General features: G+C 43.5%; 16 protein-coding genes and 3 pseudogenes. 10 read left to right on the forward strand and 9 right to left on the reverse strand.

Annotation, left to right across the window (positions count from 1 at the left end; genetic code table 11):
- Positions 1–23: 23 nt before the first annotated feature.
- Together murP and ACGF5R_RS14745 are read left to right on the forward strand one after the other, a co-directional pair.
- The gene (gene murP, locus ACGF5R_RS14740; protein ID WP_262981364.1) at positions 24–1,475 is read left to right on the forward strand and encodes a PTS N-acetylmuramic acid transporter subunit IIBC; all 1,452 of its coding nucleotides are present in this window, start codon (positions 24–26) and stop codon (positions 1,473–1,475) included.
- 30 nt (positions 1,476–1,505) lie between these two features.
- Positions 1,506–1,676: pseudogene (locus tag ACGF5R_RS14745) on the forward strand (transposase); the annotation flags it as partial.
- 94 nt (positions 1,677–1,770) lie between these two features.
- Here the strand turns inward: ACGF5R_RS14745 and ACGF5R_RS14750 are convergent.
- The 3 genes and pseudogenes from ACGF5R_RS14750 to ACGF5R_RS14760 form a co-directional block, all read right to left on the reverse strand.
- Positions 1,771–2,112 carry a hypothetical protein gene (locus ACGF5R_RS14750; RefSeq protein ID WP_240000867.1) on the reverse strand — a complete coding sequence of 114 codons (342 nt, stop codon included), beginning with the start codon at positions 2,110–2,112 and terminating at the stop codon, positions 1,771–1,773.
- Between the two features lie 305 nt (positions 2,113–2,417).
- Positions 2,418–3,679 (reverse strand): annotated as a pseudogene (locus ACGF5R_RS14755) (IS4 family transposase).
- Positions 3,680–3,770: 91 nt separating this feature from the next.
- Positions 3,771–3,935 (reverse strand): hypothetical protein, encoded by a 165-nt coding sequence (locus ACGF5R_RS14760; RefSeq protein ID WP_387691434.1) that lies wholly within the window; start codon positions 3,933–3,935, stop codon positions 3,771–3,773.
- 173 nt (positions 3,936–4,108) lie between these two features.
- Here ACGF5R_RS14760 and ACGF5R_RS14765 point away from each other — a divergent pair.
- Positions 4,109–4,991: pseudogene (locus tag ACGF5R_RS14765) on the forward strand (IS982 family transposase).
- 7 nt (positions 4,992–4,998) lie between these two features.
- On the opposite strand, the gene ACGF5R_RS14770 reads toward ACGF5R_RS14765, so the two are convergent.
- The gene (locus ACGF5R_RS14770; protein ID WP_387691436.1) at positions 4,999–5,607 is read right to left on the reverse strand and encodes a LysE family translocator; all 609 of its coding nucleotides are present in this window, start codon (positions 5,605–5,607) and stop codon (positions 4,999–5,001) included.
- Positions 5,608–5,711: 104 nt separating this feature from the next.
- Between ACGF5R_RS14770 and ACGF5R_RS14775 the strand changes: the two genes are divergently transcribed.
- From ACGF5R_RS14775 to ACGF5R_RS14785, 3 genes are read left to right on the forward strand one after another with little or no spacing between them, the layout of a single operon-like run.
- Positions 5,712–6,692 (forward strand): hydrolase, encoded by a 981-nt coding sequence (locus ACGF5R_RS14775; protein WP_112878127.1) that lies wholly within the window; start codon positions 5,712–5,714, stop codon positions 6,690–6,692.
- Complete coding sequence (locus tag ACGF5R_RS14780; RefSeq protein WP_112878128.1) at positions 6,689–6,907, forward strand: YheU family protein; 219 nt, start codon at positions 6,689–6,691, stop codon at positions 6,905–6,907. The genes ACGF5R_RS14775 and ACGF5R_RS14780 overlap by 4 nt, the downstream gene beginning before the upstream one ends.
- Before the next feature lie 18 nt (positions 6,908–6,925).
- Positions 6,926–7,795: a phosphoribulokinase gene (locus ACGF5R_RS14785; protein ID WP_112878129.1), complete on the forward strand. Its 870-nt coding sequence runs from the start codon at positions 6,926–6,928 to the stop codon at positions 7,793–7,795.
- A gap of 125 nt (positions 7,796–7,920) precedes the next feature.
- Here the strand turns inward: ACGF5R_RS14785 and ACGF5R_RS14790 are convergent, their stop codons facing one another.
- Positions 7,921–8,328: an OsmC family protein gene (locus ACGF5R_RS14790; RefSeq protein ID WP_112878130.1), complete on the reverse strand. Its 408-nt coding sequence runs from the start codon at positions 8,326–8,328 to the stop codon at positions 7,921–7,923.
- A gap of 319 nt (positions 8,329–8,647) precedes the next feature.
- Between ACGF5R_RS14790 and crp the strand changes: the two genes are divergently transcribed.
- Positions 8,648–9,280: a cAMP-activated global transcriptional regulator CRP gene (gene crp, locus ACGF5R_RS14795; RefSeq protein ID WP_010848517.1), complete on the forward strand. Its 633-nt coding sequence runs from the start codon at positions 8,648–8,650 to the stop codon at positions 9,278–9,280.
- 45 nt (positions 9,281–9,325) lie between these two features.
- Here crp and ACGF5R_RS14800 read toward each other — a convergent pair whose 3' ends face one another.
- Both ACGF5R_RS14800 and ACGF5R_RS14805 read right to left on the reverse strand, forming a co-directional pair.
- A complete protein-coding gene (locus ACGF5R_RS14800) occupies positions 9,326–10,540 on the reverse strand; it encodes an aspartate aminotransferase family protein (RefSeq protein ID WP_387691438.1) in 1,215 nt (404 codons plus the stop codon).
- Between the two features lie 123 nt (positions 10,541–10,663).
- A complete protein-coding gene (locus ACGF5R_RS14805; protein ID WP_040149023.1) occupies positions 10,664–11,239 on the reverse strand; it encodes an aminodeoxychorismate synthase component II in 576 nt (191 codons plus the stop codon).
- A gap of 243 nt (positions 11,240–11,482) precedes the next feature.
- On the opposite strand from ACGF5R_RS14805, the gene ACGF5R_RS14810 reads away from it, so the two are divergent.
- Positions 11,483–11,833 carry a YcgJ family protein gene (locus ACGF5R_RS14810; protein WP_387691441.1) on the forward strand — a complete coding sequence of 117 codons (351 nt, stop codon included), beginning with the start codon at positions 11,483–11,485 and terminating at the stop codon, positions 11,831–11,833.
- A gap of 98 nt (positions 11,834–11,931) precedes the next feature.
- On the opposite strand, the gene ppiA is transcribed toward ACGF5R_RS14810, so the two are convergent.
- Positions 11,932–12,501: a peptidylprolyl isomerase A gene (gene ppiA, locus ACGF5R_RS14815; protein WP_112878134.1), complete on the reverse strand. Its 570-nt coding sequence runs from the start codon at positions 12,499–12,501 to the stop codon at positions 11,932–11,934.
- Positions 12,502–12,807: 306 nt separating this feature from the next.
- Between ppiA and yihA the strand changes: the two genes are divergently transcribed.
- Together yihA and ACGF5R_RS14825 are read left to right on the forward strand one after the other, a co-directional pair.
- Positions 12,808–13,440, forward strand: a complete 633-nt coding sequence (yihA, locus tag ACGF5R_RS14820) for a ribosome biogenesis GTP-binding protein YihA/YsxC (RefSeq protein ID WP_112878135.1) — start codon at positions 12,808–12,810, stop codon at positions 13,438–13,440.
- Positions 13,441–13,906: 466 nt separating this feature from the next.
- Positions 13,907–15,199 carry an RCC1 domain-containing protein gene (locus ACGF5R_RS14825; protein ID WP_387691442.1) on the forward strand — a complete coding sequence of 431 codons (1,293 nt, stop codon included), beginning with the start codon at positions 13,907–13,909 and terminating at the stop codon, positions 15,197–15,199.
- A 161-nt stretch (positions 15,200–15,360) separates the two neighbouring features.
- Here the strand turns inward: ACGF5R_RS14825 and polA are convergent, their stop codons facing one another.
- Positions 15,361–18,150 (reverse strand): DNA polymerase I, encoded by a 2,790-nt coding sequence (gene polA / locus ACGF5R_RS14830; protein ID WP_262981555.1) that lies wholly within the window; start codon positions 18,148–18,150, stop codon positions 15,361–15,363.
- Between the last annotated feature and the right edge of the window lie 580 nt (positions 18,151–18,730).

Here is an 18,730-nt window from a genome sequence, read left to right on the forward strand (position 1 = left end):
CTCTGCTGAGAAGGAGTAAGAAGATGGCTAAAATTAATCAGACAGTCATTGCCCAGATCCTTAAAGCTATCGGCAATGCAGATAATGTAGCGCAATGCGGCAACTGTATGACCCGTCTGCGATTGACATTGCATGATTATACGCAAGTGGATAAAACCAGGTTAAAACAGATCCCCAATGTGTTAGGTATTGTCGAAAGCGACGATCAGTTGCAGATTGTGCTTGGACCGGGAAAGACTCTAGCTGCGGCTGAAATAATGAATGAATTGCTAACTTCTTCTCCCCATACAGAACAATCAAAACCAAGCGGCACTGATTTAACCGATATTGCTTCTGCCAATAAAAAGCAACTTAAAGAGAAACAGGTGAGTGCTGTACACAAATTCCTGACCAAATTCGCTACCATTTTTACGCCATTGATCCCCGGTTTTATTGCCGTTGGTCTGCTTCTCGGCTTTGCTACTTTACTTGAACAGATAGCTATTCAGGGTGTTGAACACCCTAATACCATTTTGGTTGAAATCATCGGCTATATGAAAGTTTTCAGTAAAGGCATGTTCAGCTTTCTGAGTATTCTAATCGGTTATAACGCGCAAAAAGCATTTGGCGGCTCAGGAATAAATGGCGCCATTATTGCTTCGCTGTTTGTACTCAGTTATAACCCGGATGCCACCAGCGGTTTTTATTCCGGTATTGCTACTTTCTTTGGTTATAGCATCGATCCGCGCGGCAATATTATCGGCGTTCTTATCGCCGCTATTTTGGGAGCATGGGTAGAACGGCAAGTTCGTAAGATTATCCCGGATAACCTCGATATGATCCTCACTTCGGCTATTACTCTGCTAATCATGGGAGCCATTGCCTTTATCTTTATCATGCCGCTGGGGAGTTATCTGTTCAGCGGCATGTCATGGTTATTCCTTAACCTTAACGGCAATCCTTTTGGCACGGCGATATTGGCTGGGCTATTTTTACTCGCTGTTATGTTTGGTATTCACCAAGGGTTTGTTCCCGTCTATTTCGCACTAATGGAGGCACAAGGCTTTAATTCTCTGTTCCCAATTCTTGCAATGGCGGGCGGCGGACAGGTTGGTGCAGCGCTGGCACTGTATGTCAAAGCGAAAAAAGACTCTCTGCTGCGTACGCAAATAAAAGGCGCCATTATTCCAGGTCTGCTCGGTATTGGTGAACCTTTGATTTATGGGGTAACATTGCCGCGAATCAAGCCCTTTATTACCGCCTGTTTGGGCGGTGCCGCCGGCGGTTTCTTTATCGGTTTGGTCGCCTATTTGGGATTACCTGTTGGGTTGAATACGGTTTTTGGTCCATCTGGATTGGTAGCACTGCCACTGATGACCTCGAACAGCGGTATTTTTGTCGGAATGACAGTGTACACCGCCGGGCTAGTGGTTGCTTATATCAGTGGTTTTGTAATGACTTTGCTATTTGGCAGTAAAAATGTCGATTTAACCTGATGATGTACTATGTTGTGCCGGAGGTGCAACATGGATTATAGATATGACAGCCACACGTTATTTCAGATTGAATACTATTTGGTGTGGGTAACGAAATACAGATGCAAGGTGCTGACAGGAGAAGTCGCAAGCTGAGTACGTGAGTTAATACGTCAGACATGCGAATCCTTTGAAATCAGGATATTAAAGAAAGTTGCTACTTTAAGTAGGTGATTGTTTAGTTGATATCGGTTTCGCTAGCATACAGCATTGCTCGTTTTTCCAAGAAACCCCAAGATGATGGGGTTAAATATAACTATTTGCTGACATCTGTGCTATTTGCAATAGTGCCAGCAAAAGTCTTCCTTTCTCGTTGCAGCCACTCAGGCCAAGGTATGTCTCGCCCAGGATAAGCAGGGTGTGGTATGCACCAATGTTCTTGCACCCACTTACGAATGAAAGTTTCTATTTCATAAGCAAGTGCTGAATTCAGGATATTAATATGTAACCAGTAGTAAATAGCTACATCATATCCCTCAAAAAGTGAGGGGAATATATATACACACCCAAGGCAATGAGATTCCGAAGGATCAAGAATAATATAAGAGAAGCCAATTCGTTGTTGGAAATCGCTATAATCTTCTTCGATATAACGCAAGTTATCTTCCCAACTTTTGATATCATCTGCCAGTCGTCAGAAAAGATATCTTTTAAAATCGGTCGGCTCTTCATTACGGCTTCATAGTCGATATTGGCGTATTTCGGGCTTAATGGCCGTAAAATAAAGCCATTGCCATATACCAATAATGGCACATCAAATTCGTTTGGTACTATTTTATTATATACGTTCATTATCTTTTTCTTTTGAATATCACATGGTGAAACTGGGTATCTTGCTTTGGTGAAAACATTTCAATGTTGGAGTTAACGTAATTACGCTAACAAAGCATCATACACTGAACCTTAAGTATTAAGCCTCTCGAAAATACCCTCCAACCCATTATTTTTATTGGATTTTCCTTGGGGCAACTTCAACGCATTTTTGGCGAGATATTTCAGGGCCCAATCCAGATGGGATTCTATTTCCGACCCGGCATGATGAATAATCGCGCCCAATATCGGCAATAACCAGACATCAACATTTTTGGCGGCCTTGAGAAAGGAAACTGAAGGCAAAAACCGCCTCGCCAGACTGCGCCGGACTATCAACGCCAGCAGACTTGCCCAGATGAGCCCTTCCGCTATCGCTTTCTGGCCGGTCGCAAAACCTGTCCAGTTGGTGTGGGATTTTAGTTCCTTAAACAGCAGTTCGACCTGCCAGCGACAGCGATAGACCGCCATGATGTCATCGGCGGTAAAGTGGGAGGGCGGCAGATTGGTGAGCCAAAAACAAAAGCGTTTTTCCTCCGCAAACCAACGCCGGATGACCCGAAATTCGAATCGGCCACGCCGACAGGTGAAATCCAGCACTTCAGCACGGTTGTTTTTGCGACTAATCTCCCGGAGTTTTTTGCCCGCCAGTGTCGGTAATTGTCGTCCCTGTCCATTTCGGGCGCTGACAATCAGGGGATTAAGCGATTGGCTTCCCCGCACGATAAATGCCCCCCCGGACAGGGAAAGTTGTTCGAAATACCCGAAATCCACGTAACCGGCATCCGCCAGCAGCAATTTATTGCGTAAGGTGTGAGGGGCAGGCAGATAAGCCCGCTCGGATGCCGTGTCTGCGGTCACCGTCATGGCGATGGGCTGAACAAAGACAGGGTCATATGGCACTCAACCGCCGCCTTCAGGGGACTGAAACGACAGGGAAAAACCCCGGCTAACTCGGGATGAACGTTGAATGAGCTGCCATCCTGCAAGAGGATATCGTCAAACTGGCCGAATTTTTTGGGTAAGGGGGGCAGAGCTTTTTCAGTCAACTGAGCCATGGCGAACGTTACCAGTGTCTTCATAAAATCGGCGAAGGCGCTTTTACGCAACTGATTATGGAAGGGTTTATAGGCGACAGTGTGTTTTTCACTCAGACACATGCCGTTAAATTGCCGGTGCAGGTCAGCGATGGAGGTGCAGTTTCCTTTACTCAGTGCGGCAATCAGACTGAGAACCAGAGACTGTGGCCCAATATTTCTGAGTCGTTCCATAAAGCCACATCGGCGGGCGGTTTTTTCAAGAAAAACGTCACTGAAGAATTGCATTAACTGAAGTTTTGTGGGGATAATTGTCATCGGCTTTATTCTCTGATCTCGGTATTTTGTTTGGCGACAATTATCAGATCATAAATAAAGCCTTTTTTCTAGCTAAAATAACCGGTTGGCGCTAAAGATCCTGTTTATGAACAAAGCATACTTTGCAGATAGATATGTTTAGCTGGTTACTGCCCTCGGTATATACGCAAATAAATGCAGAACCATCATCAGGAGGATAAGTGCCGAAACCCAACGTTTTACCACATTTATCACATAGACAGATCTTACTATACATAACTTGCCCTCCTAAGTATTAGGTACATCCAGTCCAGTCAATCCGAAAGCTGCCCCCTGATGAGCATTAATTAACCTGAACTCTGCTTAAGAAAGGAAAGAAAAAAGGAACTAAGAGCCTGAGGCACGATCAAAGTTTTTGTATAGAAAACAAAATCGTGGAGATCCTCAGGCATGTTTAATTTAGAAGAACTTTACTGCTGTGTCGATGACTTTTGCCAAAAATTTATTCCTCTCTGGCATCAACAGTTAATTGAAAATGGTTTGTTCAAACGTCGCCGCGAAGCTTCCCTTTCTCTCAGTGAAGTGATGACGCTCCTCATTTTATTCCACATGAGCCGTTATCGTGATTTTAAAACGTTTTATATTCAGCATATTAAACACTATCTTCAGGCCGATTTTCCCCGGTTGGTCAGCTACACCCGGATGTTAACCTTAAAGCAAAGGGAGTTCATTCCTCTCTGTGCTTTTCTTTCGTCACGCAAGGCTGAAACCCAGAGGAGCGCTTTTATTGATTCAACTAAAATTGCCGTTTGTCACAACCTCCGTATTCTCCGTCATCGCGTATTTCAGGGCGTCGCACAGCGAGGGAAAACCCGTACCGGCTGGTTTTATGGCTTTAAACTTCATCTGGTTATTAATGATTGTGGTGAACTTTTGGCGGTTAAGTTGACCTCAGGAAATAAAGATGATCGTCATCCCGTCAAAGCGCGGGTACAAAGGTTAACAGGGTGTTTGTGGCGATAAAGGGTATTTGTCACAGGCCTTGTGCGATGAACTGGAAGCAGAAGGAATAACGTTAATCACTCATGTCCGTAGTAACATGAAGGCAAAAGCGTTATCTCTCTGGGATAAGCTGATGTTAAGAAGGCGATTTTTGATAGAAACGGTCGTGGATCAGCTCAAAAATATTTCTCAGATAGCGCATTCAAGACACCGCAGTCAGCTCGGTTTTTTATTGGAAATCGTCGCTGGCTTAATTGTTTATACATTCCAACCTAAAAAACCGAGCTTGAATTTACGGGATTGTGATATCGCTATTTTTAAACGAAGCTGAGGTTAAATTACCCAATCCAGATTAATGGCACACAAGTTGCCGTTAATACGCCCATCATGATATTGAACAGAAACCAAGCATTGCGACTACGGAGTAACGTCCCTATCAGCGAACCAAAACCCGCCCACACCAGGCCGCACAAGAAATTAATAAACATCACCACGACACTGATCACGATGATGGAATAGAGGTAATGATCACCAGCAATACTGTAGCTGCCAACCGCACCCAACCCCATCAGCCAGGCCTTCGGATTCAAAAACTGCAATAACCAACCTTGATACCACCGCACTGGCTTAATAACAGCGCTATCTTTGGTATCCAGACGTCGGTAACTGGCTGTTGCTGTTTTCCATGCCAACCACAGCAAATAGAGGCTACCTGCAATTTTCATAACCGTGTGAATAGCAGGATAGATCAATAGCAATGCCGCTATTCCGAAAGCAGCCAGATATAAAATCGTCTGCATGCCCAGAACAACGCCAAAGAGCAATCCCAAAGAGCGGATAAAGCCGAAGTTAGCGCCTGATGACGTCAGCAACATGTTGTTTGGCCCCGGCGTAATGGAAGAAATAAACAAAAAAGCTGTTAATGAAAAAATTAGGCTTGCTGTCATGAAGAGTTACCTTTCATCCTGAATAATGGCGTTTCCCTTTCACAGAAAATATCAGTATGTTATTCACCATACAAGATAACTAATCAATTTAACTCGAAACCATTATGACTGATATCTTTCGTCCTCTCACCGGAGCCAGTAATCCGCATTTGCAGACACTACTCCCGCGTCTGGTGCGGCGGTATCCTGAACTGCAACCCTATTGGCAACGACTTAATTTACCGGATAACGATTTTGTTGATCTGGCGTGGAGTGAAGATCCCGCCACCGCAGCACATAAGCCACGACTGATCCTGTTTCATGGTCTGGAAGGCAGTTTTCACAGCCCTTATGCCCACGGTTTACTTCATGTCTGCCAGAAAAAAGGCTGGCTTGGTGTTGTCATGCATTTCCGCGGATGCAGTGGTGAACCAAACCGCCAAAAACGCCTCTATCATTCTGGCGAAACAAGCGATGCCCGTTATTTTCTAAGCTGGTTAAAACAGACCTACGGTGATGCCCCCACATCAGCCGTAGGTTATTCAGTCGGCGGTAATATGCTGGCCTGCTATCTGGCAGAAGAAAAAACAGATGCTCAGATCAATGCTGCCGTTATTGTTTCTGCTCCTCTGATGCTGGCAGCCTGTTCCCTGCGGATAGAAAAAGGATTTTCTCAGGTTTATGAACGCTATTTACTTAATAGCCTGAAACGTAATGCCACCCGTAAATTGTTACGCTACCCCGGTTCACTCCCCATTAATCTGTCTCAGGTAAAAAGATTGAAACATATTCGAGAATTTGATGAAATTGTAACCGCAAAAATCCACGGCTTTAAAAATGCAGCGGACTACTACCGCCAGTGCAGTGCTCTGCCGCGTCTGCCTGATATTACTGTGCCACTGCTGATTATTCATGCTAAAGACGATCCTTTTATGGCGCCGGAAGTTGTCCCTGATCTCAAAATGTTACCCAAAAATATTGAATATCAAATGACAGAATATGGTGGACATGTCGGCTTTGTCAGTGGTTCGTTGAAGAAACCACAAATGTGGCTGGAACAACGCATCCCAAATTGGCTGTCATCTTATCTGGAGCAACCACAATGATTATTCCGTGGCAACAACTGGAACCAGAAACTCTGCTAAATTTGATAGAGAGTTTTATCTTGCGGGAAGGCACTGATTATGGAGAAGATGAAAAATCGCTGGAGCAGAAGGTCGCTGACATTCGCCGTCAGTTGAAACGGGGAGATGTTATGCTGGTGTGGTCTGAACTGCATGAGAGCATCAATATTGTGCCAAAAGAAATGTTCCATTCTTAACATTATGGAGTTTACTGAATGTCTGTCAAACATCCGATTATTGCAATTACCGGCTCCAGCGGTGCCGGAACAACAACAACCAGTTTAGCTTTCCGTAAGATTTTCCAGCAACTTAACATCAGTGCCGCGCAGATAGAAGGAGATAGTTTCCACCGTTACACCCGCCCTGAAATGGATGCCGCAATCCGTAAAGCCAAAGAGCAAGGCAGGCATATCAGTTATTTTGGGCCAGAAGCCAATGATTTTGGCATGCTGGAAAAAACCATGATCGATTATGGTGAAATCGGTGAAGGCCGCCGTCGGAAATATCTTCATACCTATGACGATGCCGTCCCTTACAACCAGCTCCCCGGTACCTTTACGCCGTGGGAATCCTTACCCAAGCAGACTGATGTGCTGTTTTATGAAGGTCTGCACGGCGGCGTTGTCACACCACAACATAATGTTGCCAGTCATGTTGATCTGCTCGTGGGCGTCGTGCCGATTGTCAACCTTGAATGGATACAGAAACTTGTCCGCGATACCGGAGAACGAGGACACTCGCAGGAAGCTGTGATGGATTCCGTCGTGCGTTCTATGGATGATTATATTAACTACATTACGCCACAATTCTCGCGAACACATATCAACTTCCAACGTGTCCCTACCGTTGATACATCCAATCCATTCTCAGCCAAAGCCATTCCATCACTGGATGAAAGTTTTATTGTCATCCGCTTCCGTGATCTGACTCAAATTGATTTCCCATACTTGTTAGCAATGTTACAAGGCTCATTCGTTTCAAGCATTAATACCATCGTGGTCCCCGGTGGAAAAATGGGATTAGCAATGGAATTAATTATGACGCCATTGGTACAGCGATTACTGGAAGGGGAAAAGATTTGTTAATCAGCGCCTGAGGTCAATTTAACAAATCCAGTACTTAAAATTTGCATCTTATATTATTCAGTTAAAAAAACAGGTAACTGAGATAATTAGTTACCTGTTGTTATTTTTTAATCAAAAATAATTTCTCAATCTATCTCTTTAATTTCAAAACTGTGGGTAATTTCAACTGATTTCCCCAACATCAACGAAACAGAGCAATATTTTTCCGCGGAAAGCATGACTGCACGTTCAACCGCTTTATCTATTAAATCCTTACCCGTAACAATAAAATGCAGATTAATATGAGTAAACAAGCGTGGCACCTCTTCACGACGGCGGGAAGTTAATTTTACTTCACAATCTCTGATGTCATACCTGCCTTTCTGCAAAATAGAAACTACATCAACCGTACTGCAACCACCGGCTGCTATTAATACCATTTCCATTGGACTCGGTGCCTTATCGCCGGCATTACCATCCATCATGATCTGATGACCGGAAGATGACTCCCCCAAAAGAGACAATCCTTCAACCCATTTTACCCGCGCTTGCATAAATACCTCTTAAGTCGTTCTTTGCATCCAAGCCTACTCTTTCAGTATTAAGCTAGCAATCTAATGAGCGGTTTATTATGCTGAAACAATACAAGACAAGACAGAAACCTTTTCCTGTGTTAAAAACAGAAGTGGGCTAGGTATATATAGGTTAAGATCAATACCCTAGGGTTCAAATTTCAGATAACCTATATAAAACCCTTACCTGTCGGTTTTTCAACAAACTAATGTTAAGCTAGTGTCTTTATAAGCCAGCCTGACGAGAAACTTTTAGATTCTCGTGTTATTTAGGCAGCGATAACAACAGAGGATGAAACGAATGGTTCTCGGCAAGCCACAAACAGACCCCACTCTTGAATGGTTTTTGTCACACTGCCATATTCATAAATATCCATCTAAAAGTACGCTTATTCATCAAGGCGAAAAAGCAGAGACGCTTTACTACATCGTAAAAGGCTCTGTTGCGGTTTTGATTAAAGATGAAGAAGGCAAAGAGATGATCCTCTCCTATTTAAATCAGGGGGATTTCATTGGTGAACTTGGATTATTTGAAGAGGGGCAAGAGCGTACAGCCTGGGTACGGGCCAAAAGCGCCTGTGAAGTAGCTGAAATCTCCTATAAAAAATTCCGTCAACTGATTCAGGTAAACCCGGATATTTTGATGCGTTTATCTGCCCAAATGGCAAACCGTTTGCAAACAACTTCTGAGAAAGTCGGTAATCTGGCTTTCCTGGATGTTACCGGCCGGATTGCCCAAACTTTATTGAATCTGGCGAAACAACCAGATGCAATGACCCACCCGGACGGAATGCAAATCAAAATCACGCGTCAGGAAATTGGCCAGATTGTTGGCTGTTCCCGCGAAACGGTTGGTCGCATTCTGAAAATGCTAGAAGATCAAAACTTGATCTCCGCACACGGTAAAACTATTGTTGTTTACGGTACACGTTAACGCCTGATTAATCAGCGCATAATCCTGCGCTGATTTCTCTTATATTTAATTACACCAACGGTTAATTGCCTGCTCTAACCGCTCCATTCCTTGAGCAATCTCTTCTTCACTAATAATCAACGAAGGCGTGAAACGCAATACATCACCACCCGCACTCAACAACATTAAGCCATTTTCAGCCGCCAGTTGCAGAATATCTTTGGCTTTTCCTTGATATGGTGCTTTGAGTTCTGCACCAATCAGCAAACCCTTTCCTCGGATTTCACCAAATATCGAATGTTTCTGATTGATATCATTCAGAAAATTCATCATCAAATTATGACGTTTCTCAACTCCCTCCAGAACTGTTGGTGTATTAATAATATCAAAAGCAGCATTTGCAACTGCACAAGCCAACGGATTACCGCCGTAAGTTGTACCGTGAGTTCCCGGCGTCATCGCTGAAGCAATATTCTCTGTCGTCAGCATAGCGCTAATAGGGAAGCCATTTCCCAATGCTTTTGCTGTGGTAATGATGTCCGGCGTAACATCATAATACATATAAAAAAATAGCTTACCGGTACGTCCCATCCCACTTTGCACTTCATCAAACACCAACAGCACCTGATGCTTATCGCAAAGCTCACGCAACCCACGAATAAATGCCGGTGCTGCCGGCGTGACTCCCCCTTCTCCCTGTACAGGCTCCAATACAACAGCACAAGTATGGTCATCTATGACAGCCTTCACTGCATCTAAGTCATTAAAAGGCACATGAATAATATCCGCGGGTTTTGGCCCAAAACCATCAGCATATTTTGGCTGACCACCCACGGAGACAGTAAATAAGGTGCGACCATGAAAACCCTGATGAAATGCGATAATTTTGGTTTTATAGGGACTGTGACGCGTAATGGCATAGTGGCGAGCCAGTTTAAATGCCGCTTCATTCGCTTCTGCTCCTGAGTTGGCAAAAAATACCCGCTCAGCAAAAGTCGCATCAATCAGTTTCTGCGCCAAAATCAAAGCCGGTTCATTGGTAAAAATGTTACTGATATGCCAAAGTTTCTCCCCCTGCTGCTTCAAAACATCCACTAACGCAGGATGACAATGGCCCAAAGCTACAACAGCAATCCCTCCCGCAAAATCAATATACTCTTTCCCTTGCTGATCCCATACACGACTACCTTGCCCTGTCACCGGAATAAACTGCGCTGGTGAATAAATTGGCAACATAACTTGATCGTATGCGTTTCTATCTACTGCGGTATGCTCCTTCATTTTCCCACCCGTTTTCTATATACACGCCATTCAAAAATGAAATTATAATCACTGAATATGCATAAAAAATCAAAGATGGGCAAATGAAAAAGATGGATAAATGAAGAAATTATCGGTATCTGGTTAATATCTCAGAAAGTTGCTCAGCAACTGGTGACCTTGCTCACTGAGAATACTTTCAGGGTGGAACTGCACCCCTTCCAGCGGTAGAGTGCGATGACGAATGCCCATAATTTCATCGACATTGCCGTTATGCTGGCTCCATGCGGTGACTTCAAATGAGGCTGGTAATGTCTCTGCGGCAATCACCAATGAATGGTAACGAGTCGCGGTTAATGGCCGGTTAAGCCCTTTGAACACACCTTGCTGATTATGGTGAATAGCAGAAGTTTTTCCATGCATCACTTCCCTGGCTTTTACCACGCTGGCACCAAACGCCTGCCCAATTGCCTGATGTCCAAGACAAACACCAAGAATCGGCAACTTATCCGAAAAATGAGAAATCGCAGCCAGAGAAATTCCTGCTTCATTTGGGGTACAAGGGCCAGGGGAAATCACCAGATGAGTAGGCATCAATCTCTCAATATCTTCAAGTTGCAGTTCATCATTACGCTTAACTAAAACATCTGTACCCAATTCACAAAAATATTGATATAAGTTATATGTAAAAGAATCATAGTTATCTATTATTAGTAACATAGGAGTCTATCCTACTCATTTTTATCGCTGTATTTGTTGCCCTGCCACTCCTGCAATTTGTTTATCCTGCACAACTGGCTCCAGATAAAACGGCCTCGCGACAACGGGGCGGCTATCATAGCACATCAATATTTGTAGCATAGTACAACAAAATCAATGGCTGTTTTTTCCTTAATCAACTTACTCTCATACCCTACAAAACATATGCTCTATTTTGATATTCAATAAGTAAAGGTAATTGTTATGAAGACAAAACTGATTATAGCATCTCTTTTTTTACTGTCCTTCTCCACGCTGGCTGTTACTAAAACTGCTAACATTTTCTTCCCGGAAAAAGGGATGGTTTGTGATAAAAAAGGAAAATATTGCTCTGATCAAAAAGGGCTATCGCTAAAATTAACCGAAAGGTATTTAGGGAAAAGAGCGGCAAAACACCTGAAAAAAGAGTTTGGTGATGGAAAAGATATCGACTTTTCATCTTACACTTTAAGTAACGGCATACATTGTGAGAGTAAAGAGAGGAAATGTTACAAAGACAGATATTATCCACGAACCGAAGTAAATAAAGAATTTACCCAAAAGATGTATGAATGACAGTGAAACTGGCCTCCATTTAATGCAGGCCAGTTTGTTAATCTGATGAGAGTTAACCGGAAGACCGGAAACTGCCACAGCCAAAGTAATAGAAAAAATTAAAGAATAATCTCCGCAGACAGAATGGCAACAGGTTTAACCGGTACATTCTGATATGGACCAACATTTTCCGTTTTGACTTGAGAAATTTTATCTACAACATCCATACCTTTTACGACTTTACCAAATACTGCATAGCCAAAGTCACGCTGACCGTGATCAAGGAAAGCATTATCCGCTACATTAATAAAAAATTGGCTGGTGGCGCTGTCTTTATCAGCGGTACGTGCCATAGAGATAGTTCCGCGTAAATTACGCAGTCCATTATCTGCCTCATTTTTAATAGCAGCTTTAGTCGCTTTTTGCTGCAAATCTTTGGTAAAACCACCACCCTGCACCATAAATCCAGGGATTACCCGATGGAAGATTGTATTGTTGTAATAACCCTCATTGACGTATTCAATAAAGTTTTTCGTTGTAATTGGAGCTTTCTGATTATTTAATTCCAGTTCAATATTACCCTCCGTTGTTGTCAGCTTCACGTGGATTTCTCCCACCGCCAAAGCCAGAGGCGCCATTGCGCTCAGAGAGCATGCAGTTACAAGTGCTACTAAAATACGTTTAAACATTCTGGGTTCCTATATTATTAAGGTCAACAACACAAACTGAATTAATTCTAATAATCTCTTCAACATCGTGCTTAATATTTACCTACATTTACGCTATCAATCGACTGGTGCTTTGAAGAAAAATGTATCCTTTCAATAACAGGTTAGATTTTATTTCATAAACCGAGCGTCATCAGTAACAAAATAGCAAGCTTAGTTCAACCCATCAGAAATATGTCATTATTTTTAATCCTGTCAACCAACAGTGGCTATCGGTATAATCTTCTTTGCCATATATTCGGCGCATTTCTCAGGGAGATAATCATTTTGACCATCAAAAACCACAACTATCATATGACCCGTTTTATCACGAGCGCACCTGATATTCGCCATCTGCCTCAAGATATGGGCATTGAAGTCGCGTTTGCCGGTCGCTCAAATGCAGGTAAATCTAGCGCTCTGAATGCTCTGACGAAACAGAAAAGCCTCGCCCGTACCAGTAAAACGCCTGGCCGAACTCAACTCATCAATTTATTCGAAGTAGAAGAAGGTATTAGCCTGGTTGACTTACCGGGTTATGGCTATGCCGAAGTACCAGAAGAGATGAAACGCAAATGGCAAAAAGCATTGGGTGAATATCTACAAAAACGTGAATGCCTGATCGGGCTGGTCGTACTGATGGATATCCGTCACCCATTGAAAGATCTTGATCAGCAGATGATCCAATGGGCAGTCGCAATGCAAGTACCGGTTATGGTGTTATTGACTAAAGCCGACAAACTGGCATCTGGTGCCCGTAAAAGTCAACTGAATAAGGTTCGTGACACCTTACTCGCGCTGAATGGGGATATTCAAGTGGAATATTTCTCAGCCCCGAAAAAAATCGGTATCGATAAACTACAACAAAAACTGGATATATGGTTCAGCCAGAAAGCCGTTCAAGTTGAAAACCATAGTTAATACAGTCTTTTTCATTCCCACCAATTAAATTCAGATGAAAAAAATGCCCCAGTCAAAATTGACTGGGGCAGCTAATATTCAGCTAAATCCGATTACGTGAAGTAAAAGGTCTGAAAGATAGAACATCTTACCTCTGTACCCTACGCCAATAACTCTACCCTATTTTATTTATTAGAAAAAGCCTTTTTGTAATTTATTTTCAGAAATTATCTCGATTCAGCCAAGAGTTTTGCTCATTTTGACAACATTAAATGTAGTTTAATTACATATTTATGCGATCTGGATCTAATATGCATTACATGAACAACAAATCGGTACAAGTGAATACAAAAAATTTATTTAACTAATAATATTACTTAGTAAGAGTAAAATAACTGTTACACTCCCTCTCAATGGGCATGGTTTTTCGTATAAGCGCCTTATGAATAAGAATAAATCCGATACGACCTTAACCAGGAGAATAATAATGAACCAGCATGATAATGCTTCATTAGGTATAAGTAACAATAGTAACTCTCTATTAGAATGGGAAGAAAATGTCTATTGCAGCAATAATATAGCCCTCGTATCCACCATTGGAGCAACCGCTATGTTATTGCAGAATGGCAGTGTAATTACCTGGGGACTTCCACATCTTGGCGGTCAAGTTCCACCTGACATTGCTATATTACGAGATATCGTTAGCCTGAGTTCAACACAATATGCATTCGCGGCTTTACGAGCAGATCGCAGCGTGGTTGCCTGGGGAAATTCAGTTAACGGTGGACAACTTCCTCCCGACATTGCTCAACTAAAGGATATTGTTAGCCTGAGTTCAACGGCTAACGCCTTCTCAGCTCTGCGAGCAAATGGTAGCGTAGTTGCTTGGGGAGATAATCGCTATGGTGGCCAAGTTACACCAGAAGTTGCCCAATTACAGGACATTGTCAGTATAACTGCATCAGGTAATGCTTTCTTGGCTCTGCGGGCAAACCGCAGCATAGTTGCTTGGGGGCGTTTAGCTGGAGTACTCCCACCCGAGATTACCCAACTACAGGACATCGTCAGTGTGCTTGGCAAAAACGACATGTACTCAACCTTCGCGGCCTTACGGGCAAACCGCAGTGTGGTTGCTTGGGGATACTCACTGTTTGGCGGTCAAGTTCCACCAGCCATTGCTCAATTACAAGATATCGTTAGCCTGAGTCAAACAGGTACTGCATTCGCAGCCATACGGGCAAACCGCAGCGTCGTTGCCTGGGGAGATGCAAGCAGGAGCGGCACGGTTCCGCCTGCCATTGCCCAACTACAGGATATTATTCGCTTGACTGCTTCAGCCGGCACATTTATAGCTCTACGAGCAAACCGTAGTATTGTCGCTTGGGGAGACACACCAATCCCACCAGAAATTGCTGCATTAAACGATATCGCTGACCTCATCACAACAGGCTCAGCTTTCACAGCCCTGCGAACAAATCGTAGCGTGGTCACTTGGGGAGTAATAGCGAGTATTGAACGAGTTGAATATGACGCAGCTAAGGTACAGAATGTCATCAGCTTAAGTTCATCAAGTGATGCCTTTGCAGCCCTACGAGCAGACCGTAGCATCGTCGCCTGGGGAGATATATACAATGGAGGAAAAATTCCACCTGAAATTGCTAACTTAAAAGACGTTATCAGCCTGACGTCAACATCCCGTAGTTTTTCAGCCTTGCGAGCAAACGGTAAGAGAGTAGGCTGGGGAGGAGGAGATTTTGTAGCGCATGGTGAATATGACTAATGGATCATTGCACATGGCTTATAGTCACTTAACATGTTAGGTCGTCAAAAAGAGGAAAGCCTTAACATACTGCGTTGGCATCAGGAAGAACCCATGTCCCAACGCAGTTACTGATGTTTTTAACTGTATTAACTCAGCCCATCGCTTATTAAGCTGGCATATCAGTGTGCCTGATCCCAATTGTCACCGATACCTACATCCACTTTCAACGGGACATCAAACACCATACTCTTCTCCATTAATTCACGAATTTTCTGTTCTGCATATTCAAGTTGTGATTCATGGACTTCAAATACCAGCTCATCGTGAACCTGCATAATCATACGAACTTTCGGTTCTTCACTGACAATCCAATCATCCACCGCAATCATTGCTTTTTTGATGATATCCGCCGCGGTTCCCTGCATTGGCGCATTAATAGCTTCACGTTCTGCTGCCTTACGGCGCATGGCATTGCGAGATTTGATATCTGACAGATAAAGACGACGGCCATCCAGCGTTTCAACGTAACCCTGTTCTTCCGCTTGTTTACGAGTACGCTCCATATACGCCAATACCCCCGGATAGCGCTCAAAATAGAGATCCATATAGCGTTGAGCTTCACCGCGAGGAATACCTAACTGACGGGAAAGACCAAATGCACTCATACCATAGATCAAACCAAAGTTAATCGCCTTAGCACTACGGCGCTGCTCACTGGTTACCTGTTCCAGTGGCAAACCAAAGACTTCCGCCGCCGTTGCCCGGTGAATGTCTTGCCCCTCAGCAAAAGCTTTCAACAACCCTTGATCTTGAGATAAATGGGCCATAATCCGCAACTCAATCTGAGAATAGTCAGCGGCCATAATCCGGTAACTTTCAGGTGCCACAAATGCCTGACGAATGCGGCGGCCCTCTTCATTACGGACAGGAATATTTTGCAAATTAGGATCACGTGAAGAGAGACGCCCGGTTGCCGTTACCGCTTGGTGATAAGAAGTATGCACCCGTTTGGTCAGCGGATGGACCATCTGTGGTAATTTATCGGTGTAAGTGGATTTCAATTTTGCCAGCCCACGATGCTCTAAGATCACTTTCGGCAATGCATGGGTATCTGCCAACTCTTCCAATACTTCTTCATTAGTGGATGGCGCACCATTTGGCGTTTTCTTTACCACCGGCAATTGCAATTTTTCAAACAATATCGTCTGTAACTGTTTTGGCGAAGCCAGATTGAAAACCTCACCTGCCAATTCGTGTGCTTCTTTTTCCAACTCATCCAGACGGGCGGTGATCTCTTTTGAATGCTCAGCCAAAATATTTGCATCAATTAGCACACCTGTACGTTCCATACGGGAAAGCACCATGACCAGTGGCATTTCTGTATTCAGAAATACCTTTTCTAGCGTCGGCGCTTTCTCCAATTGCGGCCACATAACCTGATGCAGCAATAAAGTGACATCTGCATCTTCTGCGGCGTACATTGCGGCCTGCTCTACCGGGACCTGATTAAAAGTGAGTTGATTTTTACCTTTACCAGCAATCTCTTCAAAAGTCGTGGTCTTATGATTCAGATGACGCTCAGCCAAACTATCCATATCATGCCGACCCATACCTGCAACGCTATTTAGTACGTAAGATTCCAGCATGGTATCGTAAGCAATGCCTTGCAGTTCAATGCCGTAACGCGCCAATACGCCACGATCAAACTTAATATTCTGACCAATTTTCAACAGGTTACTATCTTCAAGTAGCGGTTTTAATGCAGCCAACACAACTTCTCTGTCAAGTTGTTCAGGCGCCCCCAGATAGTCATGGCCTAGAGGTAGATAAGCCGCATCGCCGGCAGAAATTGCAAATGACACCCCCACCAAATTAGCAGTCAAAGTATCAAGGCTGTCAGTTTCGGTATCAAAAGCAAAAACAGGCGCTTTTTTCAACTTTTCAATCCACTCATCAAAGCCTTGCTGATCAAGAATAGTCTGATAATTATCAGAAGAGAGTGTGGCCGCAACAGATTTATCTTCCGTCGGAGATGATTCATCATTACCAGTGGATACCGGTTTTTTGCCTTTCTCTGCCAGCCAATCGCCGTTTGCCACATCACTTAACCAGCGTTTGAACTCATAACGAGAAAACAACTGATGCAATTTCTCCGTATCAGGCTCTTTGACTGACAAAGCAACACAGGTTTTATCCAACTCAACATCTGTTTTGATAGTTGCCAGTTTATAGGAGAGATAAGCGACATCTTTATGCTGCACCATCTTATCCGCCAGCGTTTTCGCCCCACGGAAACTGAGCCCGGCAATTTTATCCAAATTGGCAAAGATATCATCCATGCCACCAATCCCTTGCAGTAATCCCAGTGCGGTTTTTTCTCCCACCCCAGGTACGCCAGGAATATTGTCAGAAGAGTCTCCCATCAATGCCAGAAAATCGATAATCAGATCTGGCGGCACACCATACTTTTCAACGACGTCTTCCGGCCCCAAGATGGTGTTATTCATGGTATTAATAAGCGTGATATTTGGCGTGACCAGTTGCGCCATATCTTTATCGCCAGTGCTGATAAGTACCGTACGCCCCTCTTTTTCTGCCTGTAACGCCAAAGTTCCGATAACATCATCAGCTTCTACTCCTGGCACCACCAGCAATGGTAATCCCATAGCTTCAACCATCTGATGTAGCGGTTCTATTTGAGTACGCAGATCATCCGGCATAGGAGGACGATGAGACTTATACTCAGCGAACAACTCATCACGAAAAGTTTTGCCTTTAGCATCAAATATCACCGCTACATGGCTTGGTTTGTACTGCATTATCAAGCTGCGTAGCATATTCAATACACCATACATTGCTCCGGTCGGCTCTCCTGCGCTATTCGTCAGCGGAGGGAAAGCATGATAAGCACGATAAAGGTATGAGGAGCCATCAACCAAAATCAGGGGATTGTCTGCTATCTGAGCCATAAATCTTCTTTATTATCTGTATCTGTTACGGGTGTGATAAGGAAATAGGATGCCACAGCAAGCAGTAGGAAACGAATTTTATGTGAATTTTCTTTGCTGAAACCCGATTCAGATATTCACATCCTGCTATAAATTCTGTGGATAACTTTGTGTATAGATATTACAAGTTTTATTTAGGTATCGATCGTTGATAAAAAAAACTTATCAACCTCAGGTAAAAAATCAATGACTTATAATCTTAGTCATTAAACTGTCATATTGCCTTATAGATCACAGAGTTGTGGATATAACCCGAGTTTGTCTTACAAAAAAGTCTTTCTGACACGCATTATGCCAAAGGTTCTCACTCCGGCACATGCTTATGTCATTCTATTTCAGTGTCATCTTTTCTTCCAAGGGAAGGGGGATTCCCGCCGACAGTTGTAATGTGTTTAGCAACAGTGATAAGCCCGCCAGAATGGCCGGTGTGCTTTCTCGTTTTCGTTTCTGCTGACGTCCTGAATGATCATTCCACTACAATCGGCCTGGTTTTGATGACTCAACCTGAGGCTGGAAAGACAGTATCTTATGATTTCAGTTT

The organism is Photorhabdus sp. RM71S, assembly GCF_042879355.1.
Classification (GTDB): Bacteria; Pseudomonadota; Gammaproteobacteria; order Enterobacterales; family Enterobacteriaceae; genus Photorhabdus; species Photorhabdus kayaii.

Coding starts and splice junctions, on each gene's coding strand:
- ACGF5R_RS14780 (WP_112878128.1), top strand. CDS start 6,689: ATGATTATTCCGTGGCAACAACTGGAACCAGAAACTCTGCTAAATTTG.
- ACGF5R_RS14805 (WP_040149023.1), bottom strand. CDS start 11,239: ATGTTACTAATAATAGATAACTATGATTCTTTTACATATAACTTATAT.
- polA (WP_262981555.1), bottom strand. CDS start 18,150: ATGGCTCAGATAGCAGACAATCCCCTGATTTTGGTTGATGGCTCCTCA.
- ACGF5R_RS14810 (WP_387691441.1), top strand. CDS start 11,483: ATGAAGACAAAACTGATTATAGCATCTCTTTTTTTACTGTCCTTCTCC.
- ACGF5R_RS14785 (WP_112878129.1), top strand. CDS start 6,926: ATGTCTGTCAAACATCCGATTATTGCAATTACCGGCTCCAGCGGTGCC.
- ACGF5R_RS14775 (WP_112878127.1), top strand. CDS start 5,712: ATGACTGATATCTTTCGTCCTCTCACCGGAGCCAGTAATCCGCATTTG.
- ppiA (WP_112878134.1), bottom strand. CDS start 12,501: ATGTTTAAACGTATTTTAGTAGCACTTGTAACTGCATGCTCTCTGAGC.
- murP (WP_262981364.1), top strand. CDS start 24: ATGGCTAAAATTAATCAGACAGTCATTGCCCAGATCCTTAAAGCTATC.
- ACGF5R_RS14760 (WP_387691434.1), bottom strand. CDS start 3,935: ATGTATAGTAAGATCTGTCTATGTGATAAATGTGGTAAAACGTTGGGT.
- ACGF5R_RS14825 (WP_387691442.1), top strand. CDS start 13,907: ATGAACCAGCATGATAATGCTTCATTAGGTATAAGTAACAATAGTAAC.
- ACGF5R_RS14800 (WP_387691438.1), bottom strand. CDS start 10,540: ATGAAGGAGCATACCGCAGTAGATAGAAACGCATACGATCAAGTTATG.
- ACGF5R_RS14790 (WP_112878130.1), bottom strand. CDS start 8,328: ATGCAAGCGCGGGTAAAATGGGTTGAAGGATTGTCTCTTTTGGGGGAG.
- crp (WP_010848517.1), top strand. CDS start 8,648: ATGGTTCTCGGCAAGCCACAAACAGACCCCACTCTTGAATGGTTTTTG.
- ACGF5R_RS14770 (WP_387691436.1), bottom strand. CDS start 5,607: ATGACAGCAAGCCTAATTTTTTCATTAACAGCTTTTTTGTTTATTTCT.